Source organism: Acinetobacter sp. YH12255 (assembly GCF_013417355.1).
GTDB lineage: Bacteria > Pseudomonadota > Gammaproteobacteria > Pseudomonadales > Moraxellaceae > Acinetobacter > Acinetobacter pseudolwoffii.
This window is the reverse complement of sequence record NZ_VPEC01000017.1, coordinates 59,829-70,735: the sequence shown is the minus strand read 5'-3', so window position 1 is coordinate 70,735 and position 10,907 is coordinate 59,829. Positions and strand designations below refer to the sequence as shown.

Sequence of the window (10,907 nt, the reverse complement as noted above, 5' to 3'; positions counted from 1 at the left end):
GAAAATGTATATCGTTGGCAGAAGAAATTATTTAGACCAGTTATCAAAAACTTCATTGATGACTTTATTCTCGATAAAAATCATCTGCTACCACAGAGAATCTATAAATAATAGTGCGTAAGTCCTATAAATTATCTGGCCGTTCAAAAATGGTTTGAATTACTTCAGCTTTAAAACGTAAGCGTCCCTCTTCTGCCGTAGTGACAGCCTCTACAAATGGTGCAATGACTTCTACGATAGCAGATGTATCCTGAACAGTAGCTTTTCTAATGTTCATATTATTTTAAATTTCACCTTAACCTGGCTTTGTTGCAAAAATAGATCATCTGTCAATTTGTATTTCTCTAAGCAATCTTTTTCTATTAAAAATAACAAGTTATTTAGCTCACAATATAATGCCAAGCATCCTCCACTTACAATTCAGCCATATAGAGTTTTTATTAAAATTTTTATGATGTTATTACAATAGGATGAAATTTAGGTAGGCATTCTAGACAGTTTGCTTCCCTACAGGGAGTTTAGATGAAACATTTTGAATGCGCCGTCTGCCAGCAACAGCTATTTTTTTACAAATCAGTCTGTGATCATTGTATGTCACCAATCGGCTATGTCGCTTCGGAAAAAGAATTGTGCGCATTTAAAAAGCAGAGTGCTGATCAATGGATTCCAGTCTCCAAAAGTTATCAGCATGCCAGTTATAAACCCTGTCATAACTATACGCACTATCAGGTATGTAACTGGATGATTCCCAGTAATGAAGATGAAGATTTTTGTGAGTCCTGTCAACTCACTCATGTGATTCCTGATCTGGAAAATTCAGAGAACCTGATTTATTGGTTTCGACTGGAAGAGGCCAAACGCCGCTTCCTTTATTTGGCGCAGCGTATGAACATGATGCCACGCCCCAAAAAATCTGAAGATGATCCATTTGGCCTGCGTTTTGATTTTTTACTGCCCGAAGATGATCAGCCGGTTTTGATTGGTCATGCCAATGGTGTGATTACTTTAAATGCGATTGAAGCGGATGTGGTGTATCGTGAAACAACACGCGTGAATATGGGAGAAAATTACCGGACTTTATTGGGCCATTTTCGCCATGAAAGCGGACATTACTATTTTGCACTGATGCAACACTTACATCCGGAACTGATTGAAGAGTTTCGTCATTATTTTGGCGATGAGCGGCAAAATTACAGTGAGGCGCTGCAAACTTATTATAATGACGGCGCCCCGATCAACTGGCAGGAAAACTATATTAGTGCTTATGCCACCGCACATCCTTGGGAAGACTGGGCAGAAACCTGGGCGCATTATCTGCATATGATGGAAACACTGGAAACTGCTTACTATGCTGGCATCCGCGTTATTGGCAATGGTGGCTATCTGGCCAGCATGGATTTTAAAGAATGTCCAATTGGCGGACAGGATGTTGAACATATTCTTGCAAACTGGGTTACCTTAACCTTTAATTTAAATGCCTTGAACCGTTGTATGGGTCTGGAAGACGCCTACCCATTCAAGCTGACCGAAGCGGTAAAAGACAAGCTTCGATTTATACATCGGCATGTACTGGAAAAAGTTTTTAAATCATCCAAATGATCTCTAAACGACAAAAAACTGAATGTAATAAAATGAATAAAGCCCGTATACGACGGGCTTTATTTGACGATCAATGTGATTAAACGTATTAAGCGGTTTTCATTGAACCGGTTTCTTCAAATTGGGCATGCCAAGACAAAGCTTCATTCAATAAATGCGGTGTCTGACCACCACGCGCACAGGCACGCTCAAAATAATGATTTAAACTTTCGCGGTAATCTGGATGAGCACAGATATCGATAATCTTGCGGGCACGTTCACGCGGTGCCAAACCGCGCAGATCTGCCAAACCTTGCTCAGTCACCAGAATATCAACGTCATGATCGGTATGGTCGGTATGGCTGACTAGAGGAACGACTGAAAAAATCGCACCACCTTTGGCACAGGATTTGGTCACAAAGATGGCAATATGCGCATGACGGGTAAAATCTCCCGAGCCTCCAATACCGTTCATCATCTTGGTTCCAGTAACATGGGTTGAATTCACATTTCCGTAAATATCAAACTCAAGTGCTGTATTAATCGCAATAATCCCGAGACGGCGAATCAGTTCAGGATTATTGGAAAGTTCCTGTGGACGCAAGACAATTTTATCTTTGTATCGATCAAAATTGTTCATCACTCGTGCGGCACAGTCATCGGTCAGGGTCATGGAGCAACCTGAAGCAAAGGTCATCTTGCCTGAATCGATAAGCTGGAAAGTGCAATCCTGCAAGACTTCAGAATACATTTCCAGATTATTGAAATTGGAATGTTCGAAGCCGGCAAAGACCGCATTGGCCACGGAGCCCACACCGGATTGCAGCGGCCCCAGATTTTCAGGTAAACGCCCTGCTGCCACTTCCTGTTCAAAGAAATGAATCAGGTGACTGGCAATCGCCAGCGTTTCTTGATCCGGTTCGTCCATGCCAAAGGAAGTGTCTGGAATCTCATTGATGACAATCGCAGAAATTTTTTCAGGTGCAACATGAATCCCGATTGTTCCAATTTTGTCACTGGCTTGAGTCAGAGGAATTGGCCCGCGGTTTGGACGTGCTTGAGGTACATAGATATCGTGAACACCTTCTAGTACGGGATTAATCGTCATATCAATTTCAATAATGACCCGATCTGCCATTTCGATGAAATTTGCAGAATTTCCGCAAGAGCCTGTCGGAATAATCTGACCGTCTTCAGTAATCGCAGTTGCAGCAATTACAGCCACATTAATCGCTGGCAAGTTTTTATGACGGATATTATCGGCCAGTTCAGAGAGATGCTGATCGACATACATCACTTCACCGGCATTAATCGCTTTACGTAAAGAAGGATCTGCCTGATAAGGATAACGGCGGGTTATGACATGTGCTTCATTGAGTTTTCCATCAATCCGGTTCCCCAGACTTGCACCTGTCGCCAAGGTAATATGAATTGGATACTTCTGTGCATATTCAGCCAAGGCCAAAGGCACAGTTTTCGCTTCACCTGCCCCCCCCAAAACCACTTAAACCAACTACATCGCCATCTTGAATCAGTTGTAGTGCTTTTTCGACAGATACGACTTTATCTTGTAATGGGAGCAAACGAATGCGCTCTAAACCGTTCATAAAAAATCTCAAAAATATAAAATAAAGAGGCGTCTGCTCCTGGTGAACCAAGAGCATTAGCGTCTAAATCAATCAATAATTAATTTTGCTAATTCGAGCATTGAATTTTGGCTGGACTTAAACCAGTTCCACTGCAATCGCAGTTGCTTCACCGCCACCGATACACAGTGCGGCAATACCTTTCTTGCCACCAGTACGTTTTAAGGCATGAATCAAGGTCACAATAATACGGGAACCAGAAGACCCCAGTGGATGACCGAGCGCACATGCGCCACCGTTGATGTTGACTTTTGCAGTATCCAGTTTAAAGCCATCAATGGCTAGCATCGTCACCATGGCAAAAGCCTCATTGATTTCCCAGAGGTCAACATCGGCGGCATCCCAACCGGTTTTTTTCAGCACTTTTTCAATCGCACCGACAGGTGCAATGGTGAATTCCGAAGGATGCTGCGAATGGCTGGCATAGGCCAGAATATTAGCCAGGGGTTTTAAGTTACGCTGTGCCGTAACTTCACTTGAGGTGATCACCAGCGCAGAAGCACCATCAGAAATTGAGCTGGCATTTGCCGCAGTAATGGTACCGTCTTTTTTAAATGCTGGACGTAGGGTTGGAATTTTATCCACTTTGGCATTCAGGGGTTGTTCATCCTGCTCTACCACGACATCGCCTTTACGTGTGCTCACTGTTACTGGCACGATTTCATCTTTAAAGAAACCTTGCTGAACTGCAGTCACGGCTTTATTTAATGAACCAATCGCATAGTCATCCTGCTGCTCACGGGTATAGCCTTTTTTATCGGCCATTTCCTGCGCCAGAACCCCCATCGACAGACCTGTTTCCGCATCTTCCAGACCTTCCTGGAACATGTGGTCAGTGACTTTGCCATGTCCCATACGGAAACCGGCACGCGCCTTGTCCATCAAATATGGCGCATTCGACATAGATTCCATACCGCCTGCCACCACGATTTCAGCCGAACCGGCCTTGATCGCATCTGCTGCCTGCATCACCGCTTTCATGCCTGAACCACAGATTTTATTAATGGTGGTGGCACCAGTTGAATCCGGTAATCCGGCCTGACGCATCGCCTGACGTGCTGGCCCCTGTTTCAGACCGGCAGGCAGTACACAGCCCATGATCACTTCATCAATATCATTTGCAGTTAAACCTGCACGAGCCACCACTTCTTTGATGGCCACAGCACCCAAATCTAGTGCAGTACAGCTCGAAAGCGAACCTTGAAAACCGCCCATTGCAGTACGTACAGCATCTACAATTACAATCATTTTAATCTCTTCCTTTTTCATCATTGTTATCAACACTGCCAGAAACAGCCCGGCAGTGTTTGTCCTTCGCAATTATTGCGGGTTTAAGCCTGTGAGGTGAAATAGTCCTCAGAGAACTGCATCACCAGTTCCGCACCGGCCTGAATACGTTGAATACGTGCGCCTAAATCTGGCAGAACTTTGGCCACATAGTAATTTGCCAGTACCAGTTTGCTTTGGAAGTAGCTGTCGTTCTTGCTGGCAGCGGCTTGGCTGATGCGTGCATACATATACACAAAGCTCAGCAGACCGACCGCATGTAAATAATCAACCGCAATTGAATTGGCAAAATCAGGATTCAGTTGAGACTGCTCGACGATAAAGCCGGTGATATCTTCCAGTTGCTGACAGGTCTGCAACGTCGCTGCTTTAATGCTTAAGGCATCATCCAGACCCTGGGAAAACTCACGGATTTCAGCGATATATTCTGCAATATACGCGCCTTTACATTTCGTGGTTTTACGGCCAATCAGGTCGATCGCCTGTACGCCATTGGTGCCTTCATAAATCTGTGAAATGCGCAGGTCACGAATACATTGTTCCATGCCCCATTCACGGATATAGCCATGCCCACCAAAGCACATTTGCGCTTCCAGTGCAGAATCCAGTGCTTTGTCCGTTAAGTAAGCTTTGGCAATCGGGGTTAATAATGCCACACGGTCGGTTGCTTTACGCACCGCTTCAGCATCGGTTGAATATTTGGTAATATCCAGCTGCTGACCGACATAGACGGCAAATGCACGAGATGCTTCATTATTGGCACGGACATTCAGCAACATACGGCGCACATCACCATGTACCAGAATCGAATCGGCTGGTTTCTCTGGATATTTCGCGCCTGTTGATGCACGGCCCTGCAAACGGTCTGTCGCATATTGTGCCGCATTCTGATAAGCAAATTCTGCCGCACCAATACCTTGAATACCCATCGACAGACGTTCATAGTTCATCATCACGAACATACCAGCCAGACCTTCATTTTCATTGCCAACCATATAGCCTTTGGCACCATCAAAGTTCATGACACAGGTCGCAGAGCCTTTAATCCCCATTTTATGTTCGATTGAACCTGCTGCCACGGCATTACGCTCGCCCAGTGAACCATCAGCATTGACCAAAAATTTCGGCACGATAAACAGGGAAATACCACGTGAACCGGCTGGTGCATTTGGAGTTTTTGCCAGTACCAGATGAATGATATTTTCACTCAGGTCATGTTCACCACTGGTAATAAAAATTTTGGTGCCGCTGATGTTATAGCTGCCATCATCATTCGGTTCGGCTTTGGTCTTGATAATGCCCAGATCAGTCCCTGAATGTGGTTCAGTCAGACACATGGTGCCCGACCATTCACCAGTATAGAATTTTGGCAAATAGGTTTCTTTCTGTTGCTGTGAAGCACGGTCATTGATTGCCATGCCTGCACCCACGGTTAACAATGGATAAAGCATAAATGACGGGTTGGTACTCCAGATCATCTCATCTGCAAGTACAGTCAGCATTTTCGGCATGCCTTGACCGCCCCATTCTTCAGGTGCACCCAGACCCACCCAACCGCCTTCAGCAAACTGCTTGAAAGCCTCTTTAAAACCCGCAGGTGTGGTGACTTCACCATTTTTAAACTGAGCACCACCGTCTTCATCTGCCGGACGATTCAGATCAAGAATGACATTCTTGGAAAATTTGGCCATCTCTTCCAGAATTGCATTTGCCGTCGCCATATCTAAATGTGCAAGATTTTCATTGCCCTGCCAAAATTGTTCAGCCTGAAACACATCATTTAAAATAAATTCCATGTCTTTCAGCGGCGCATTATAAATAGGCATTTTCAAATTCCTTAAATGGTGATACCCAATTCTGTTACTGAGTATTTTCTAATCATTTATTCCAGGAAAATCTTGTTCTATTCTTCACTGGAATCAATGCATGCAATTGAAAAATCATGCGATCAGGTTTATTTTGCACTGCATATCAGAAGTGATTAAATATCGAACATGCATCGTATTATTACAACTCGATACCCATTGCTAAAATCATTTCTATTCATCGCATAAATATTGCTCAATATGGCTTAAAACCACACGATGATTTAACTTCATGCGCAGAAACAATAAAAGAATTATCCTGAAAATGGAATTTTATTTACCAAAGTTGATCTCTAGGGTTCAGTTTTCTTGACAAGATTTTTAGCAACGCGTTATAGAGATTTTCCGCTGTACCCAAATGTTGTATAAATATACAAATTTAGATAAATATCACGACCTTAGTTTTATAGCCATGGCGGTTAAAATTGAATACTCTTGAGGGGTTCCTTTTCGAAAAGTATGGACTAAGAAAATGACCACTGTAAGACAGCAGAACTTCCTTCTTCGTAAAGAGAAGATTCTGAGTATGGCGGAAAGCCTGCTGCTCGATAATAATCAGGACATTACCCTGAGTGAACTCGCCAGTGAACTCGATATTGCCAAAGGAACCATCTACAAACATTTCAAAAGCAAGAACCAGTTATATTTAGAACTAATTATTCTGAATGAAAAAAGAATCTTGGAAATATCAAAAAAATATAATAACGATATTAAAAATTATGTTTCGCAATATATGCTCTATCACATGCTCAATTCCAATCGCACCATCCTGTTGCATGTGATTGAAGAGCGTTTAACCAATAATGAAAAAAACCTGAAAGATTTATTTCAGGAGCTTTATCGGATTCGCGAAGAACGGATTATCCGGATTAAAGACATGACCCATGATTATCTGGTGGCTTTAGAAAGTGCCATGTCGATTCGGGATTATTTGTCTTATATCTGGACCGTGACTTATGGAGCTTCACTATTATTAAATTCAACCAATTATCAAAAAGCGATTGGTTCGCGTGAACGTCTGATTAAACTGTATATTAATCAGGCGCTGATGACCCCGGATAAAATCTCGTCAGTCTAAGCCCTATAATAAAAAATGCCGGATTGAATCCGGCATTTTATTTCAATTGAATGACTTAACAAATATCAAGCAGCAATTGGCGGAAATCCGTCTTCGGTTAAAGCCGCGACAATCTCGGACTCAGTGACTGTCGATTCAACTTCGACCAGCTTAGTCGCCACATCTATATGAACGGTGGCATTTTCATCCAGATCTTTAATCGTAGCAGTCACACTGCGTGCACAGCCACCACAGGTCATATTTTCAATACGGAATTTCATATTTAGCTCCATAGGATCGCTTTAAAAATTAATGTGATTGGGCAGATTATATTTAACCTGAGCTGCAGATCAGCTCAGTGCTGCTCAGGGACGACACCCTGTTCAATCTGTTTTAAAATCTGGCAATCGGACTGTTCATTGCCGGCACACTGCTCCACCGATTGCTGTAATATCACCAGCATATGCTGCATATCGGCAATTTTCTGTTGTAAAAACTGGATATGTTTTTCGGCCAGCTGTTTCACCTCGCTACTCTGACGTGAGCTGTTCAGCCACAGGCCGAGTAATTCTTTCATCTGCTCTGAAGAAAAGCCGAGTTCGCGTGCATGTTGAATAAAACTTAAGGTTTTAATGTCCGCATCAGTATAAACCCGATAACCTGCATCGCTTCGTTTCGCAGCAGGCAACAACCCGATGTCTTCATAATAACGAATCATTTTTGCAGAGATGCCGGAACGTTTTGCCGCCTGACCAATATTCATCCTGCTTGCTCCTTGAACTGTACCGCTTTGTAGGCTTTTAATCTCAAAGCATTAGTGACAACAAACACGGAAGACAATGCCATCGCACCTGCGGCAAACATCGGCGATAACAAGATGCCCCAGAATGGATAGAGCACCCCGGCAGCGATCGGGATTAAAGCAATATTATAGACAAAGGCCCAGAACAGGTTCTGCCGGATATTGCGCATGGTGGCCTGACTCAGACCAATTCCGGTGGCCACATGCTGTAAATTACCTGACATCAACACCACATCGGCTGCCTCAATCGCGACATCGGTGCCTGTACCAATCGCCATGCCAACATCAGCCTGTGCCAGTGCCGGGGCATCATTGATTCCGTCTCCGACAAAAGTGAGTACGCCATATTGCTGCTGGAGTTGACGTACCGCATCCACTTTCTCATGCGGTAAAACTTCCGCAATTACCTGATCAATTTTCAGCTGTTTGGCAATGGCCTGCGCGGTATGCTGATTGTCACCGGTGATCATCGCTACTTTTAGACCCTGCTCATGCAAGGCCTGAATCGCACTATAGGTAGTTGCTTTAATCGGATCCGCGACGGCAATAATCGCCGCCAGCTTTTGATTGATCGCCACATATAAGGGACTACGGCCCTGATCACCGAGTTTTTGTGCAGTAGACCGAAACAGATCGACATTTAGACCTAAGTTCTGCATCAGACGTTCAGCTCCAATATGCAGCTGCTGACCAGCTACCTGTGCCTTGACCCCTGCGCCGGTGATCGAATCAAAATCTGTGACTTCACTCAGTTCCAGTTGTTGCTCATGAGCTGCCTGAACAATGGCATGGGCAATCGGATGTTCTGACTTGGCTTCAACCGAAGCCACCAGTTGCAATACAGTCTGCTGATTAAAATCTGCTGTGACTTCAAAGTCCGTCAGCAACGGTTTTCCTTCAGTCAAGGTTCCGGTTTTATCAAGTGCGACGACTTGGGTTTGCTGCAATAACTGTAAAGCTTCACCCTTACGAAACAGCACGCCCAGTTCAGCGGCACGCCCAGTTCCGACCATAATTGAGGTCGGCGTTGCCAGCCCCATCGCACACGGACAGGCAATAATCAGCACCGCCACGGCGTTGACCAATGCATAGGTCAGATTGGGTTCAGGCCCAAACAGGAACCAGACCATGAAGGTCAAGGCCGCCAGTGCCATGACGGCAGGTACAAACCATAAAGTCACTTTATCCACCACCGCCTGAATCGGTAGTTTCGAGCCTTGTGCCTGTTCCACCATCTCAATAATCTGCGCCAGTACAGAATCCTGTCCGACCGCAGTGGCCCTGATTTGCAAGGTTCCATTCTGGTTCACTGTACCACCCACCACCTGATCCCCGGCCTGTTTGGCCACGGGTAAAGGCTCACCACTCATCATTGCTTCATCGATATAACTTTGCCCGGCAACCACTTCACCATCGACGGCGACTTTTTCACCCGGGCGGATTTCAATCAGCATGCCCTGTTGTACATCGGCAATCGCCAGATCAACCCAGTTGCCATGCTGTTGTACCCGTGCGGTTTTCGGTTGCAAGCCGACCAGATACTGAATCGCTTCTGAGGTTTTACCTTTGGCTTTGGCTTCCAGATACCGCCCCAGTAAAATCAGCGCAACAATGACAGCTGCCGCTTCAAAATATACATGGACGGTGGACTGGGGTAACAGCTGCGGAAAAAAGGTCGCAATACAGGAAAATCCATAAGCTGCGATTGTTCCGACCGCGACCAGAGAATTCATATCCGGCGCCAAACGCAATAAAGCCGGAATACCATGCTGATAAAAACGCCGTCCCGGAATAATCAGCACCAAAGTGGTCAGCACAAACTGCAGATACCAGCTGTTCTGGGTTCCCAACGTCTGCGCAATAAAATGATGAAAAGCCGGGATCAGATGTGAACCCATTTCTAGAATAAACACAGGGACTGCCAGAATAAGAGCAAGCCAAAGATCCTGTTTCAGTTGCGCGGTTTCAGTGGCTTTCTTTTCCTGAAAAGCCCCATGGCGATCTGCCGAGAGATGTGTATTGGTTTTTTCTGTGGCTTTAAAACCGGCTTTTTCTACAGCAGCAATCAAAGCTGGGATGTGCTGACGGGATGCCTGAATCGAAGCAGTTTCAGTCGCCAGATTGACTTGTGCTGTACTGACGCCGTCTACTTTTAATAAAGCTTTTTCAACACGCGCGACGCAGGAGGCGCAGGTCATGCCTTCAATCGCCAGTTCAATCCGGTCAGCCTGAAGATCAAAACCGGCTTTTTGCACCGCCTGAGTCAACTTGGACAATGGCACAGAATTGATTAGACTCACATGCGCCTTTTCAGTGGCCAGATTCACGTGTGCATCCAGTACACCTTCTACTTTTTTTAGGGCTTTTTCTACGCGAGCCACACAAGATGCACAGGTCATGCCTTCAATATTCAAAGCAAACTGTTGCGTCGGTACATCAAAGCCAGTTTTTTCAATTGCTTGAACTAGCACAGCGGCAGCAATCGGCTGCTGGCTTTTAATAAAAGCTTTTTCAGTCGACAGGTTGACAGATGCCTCAACCACGCCCTCAATTTTTTTCAAGGCTTTTTCGACCCGAGCCACGCAGGATGCACAGGTCATACCGCCAATCTGCACCTGCTGTTCATATAACCGGATGCTGTCTTGTTCTGCCATGCCCATCTCCATGCATCA

At 44.9% G+C, this 10,907-nt stretch carries 8 protein-coding genes and 2 pseudogenes; 3 read left to right on the top strand and 7 right to left on the bottom strand.

From position 1 onward, the window contains the following. Positions 1 to 111, top strand: a pseudogene (locus FTV30_RS09070) (IS701 family transposase); the annotation flags it as partial. 13 nt (positions 112 to 124) lie between these two features. On the opposite strand, the gene FTV30_RS09065 reads toward FTV30_RS09070, so the two are convergent. Continuing rightward, positions 125 to 277, bottom strand: a complete 153-nt coding sequence (locus tag FTV30_RS09065; protein ID WP_180001455.1) for a hypothetical protein — start codon at positions 275 to 277, stop codon at positions 125 to 127. A gap of 245 nt (positions 278 to 522) precedes the next feature. Between FTV30_RS09065 and FTV30_RS09060 the strand changes: the two genes are divergently transcribed. Next, positions 523 to 1,599 carry a putative zinc-binding metallopeptidase gene (locus FTV30_RS09060; protein WP_005096974.1) on the top strand — a complete coding sequence of 359 codons (1,077 nt, stop codon included), beginning with the start codon at positions 523 to 525 and terminating at the stop codon, positions 1,597 to 1,599. Positions 1,600 to 1,687: 88 nt separating this feature from the next. Here FTV30_RS09060 and FTV30_RS09055 read toward each other — a convergent pair. The 3 genes and pseudogenes from FTV30_RS09055 to FTV30_RS09045 form a co-directional block, all read right to left on the bottom strand. Further along, positions 1,688 to 3,185: pseudogene (locus FTV30_RS09055) on the bottom strand (succinate CoA transferase). Between the two features lie 117 nt (positions 3,186 to 3,302). Continuing rightward, positions 3,303 to 4,478, bottom strand: a complete 1,176-nt coding sequence (locus FTV30_RS09050; protein WP_180001460.1) for a thiolase family protein — start codon at positions 4,476 to 4,478, stop codon at positions 3,303 to 3,305. Between the two features lie 77 nt (positions 4,479 to 4,555). Next, complete coding sequence (locus FTV30_RS09045; RefSeq protein ID WP_180001454.1) at positions 4,556 to 6,337, bottom strand: acyl-CoA dehydrogenase C-terminal domain-containing protein; 1,782 nt, start codon at positions 6,335 to 6,337, stop codon at positions 4,556 to 4,558. A 511-nt stretch (positions 6,338 to 6,848) separates the two neighbouring features. Here FTV30_RS09045 and FTV30_RS09040 point away from each other — a divergent pair. Beyond that, a complete protein-coding gene (locus tag FTV30_RS09040) occupies positions 6,849 to 7,454 on the top strand; it encodes a TetR/AcrR family transcriptional regulator (RefSeq protein ID WP_005096979.1) in 606 nt (201 codons plus the stop codon). A gap of 65 nt (positions 7,455 to 7,519) precedes the next feature. Here the strand turns inward: FTV30_RS09040 and FTV30_RS09035 are convergent, their stop codons facing one another. The 3 genes from FTV30_RS09035 to FTV30_RS09025 all read right to left on the bottom strand — a co-directional run bounded on the left by FTV30_RS09035 (position 7,520) and on the right by FTV30_RS09025 (position 10,895). Continuing rightward, positions 7,520 to 7,714: a heavy-metal-associated domain-containing protein gene (locus tag FTV30_RS09035; protein WP_005096981.1), complete on the bottom strand. Its 195-nt coding sequence runs from the start codon at positions 7,712 to 7,714 to the stop codon at positions 7,520 to 7,522. A 74-nt stretch (positions 7,715 to 7,788) separates the two neighbouring features. Next, the gene (gene cueR, locus FTV30_RS09030; RefSeq protein WP_005096982.1) at positions 7,789 to 8,196 is read right to left on the bottom strand and encodes a Cu(I)-responsive transcriptional regulator; all 408 of its coding nucleotides are present in this window, start codon (positions 8,194 to 8,196) and stop codon (positions 7,789 to 7,791) included. Continuing rightward, positions 8,193 to 10,895, bottom strand: coding sequence for a heavy metal translocating P-type ATPase (locus FTV30_RS09025; RefSeq protein ID WP_180001453.1), 2,703 nt, complete (start codon positions 10,893 to 10,895; stop codon positions 8,193 to 8,195). Before FTV30_RS09025 ends, cueR begins: the two co-directional genes overlap by 4 nt. Between the last annotated feature and the right edge of the window lie 12 nt (positions 10,896 to 10,907).

Coding starts and splice junctions, on each gene's coding strand:
- FTV30_RS09025 (WP_180001453.1), bottom strand. CDS start 10,895: ATGGGCATGGCAGAACAAGACAGCATCCGGTTATATGAACAGCAGGTG.
- FTV30_RS09045 (WP_180001454.1), bottom strand. CDS start 6,337: ATGCCTATTTATAATGCGCCGCTGAAAGACATGGAATTTATTTTAAAT.
- FTV30_RS09035 (WP_005096981.1), bottom strand. CDS start 7,714: ATGAAATTCCGTATTGAAAATATGACCTGTGGTGGCTGTGCACGCAGT.
- FTV30_RS09060 (WP_005096974.1), top strand. CDS start 523: ATGAAACATTTTGAATGCGCCGTCTGCCAGCAACAGCTATTTTTTTAC.
- FTV30_RS09065 (WP_180001455.1), bottom strand. CDS start 277: ATGAACATTAGAAAAGCTACTGTTCAGGATACATCTGCTATCGTAGAA.
- FTV30_RS09040 (WP_005096979.1), top strand. CDS start 6,849: ATGACCACTGTAAGACAGCAGAACTTCCTTCTTCGTAAAGAGAAGATT.
- cueR (WP_005096982.1), bottom strand. CDS start 8,196: ATGAATATTGGTCAGGCGGCAAAACGTTCCGGCATCTCTGCAAAAATG.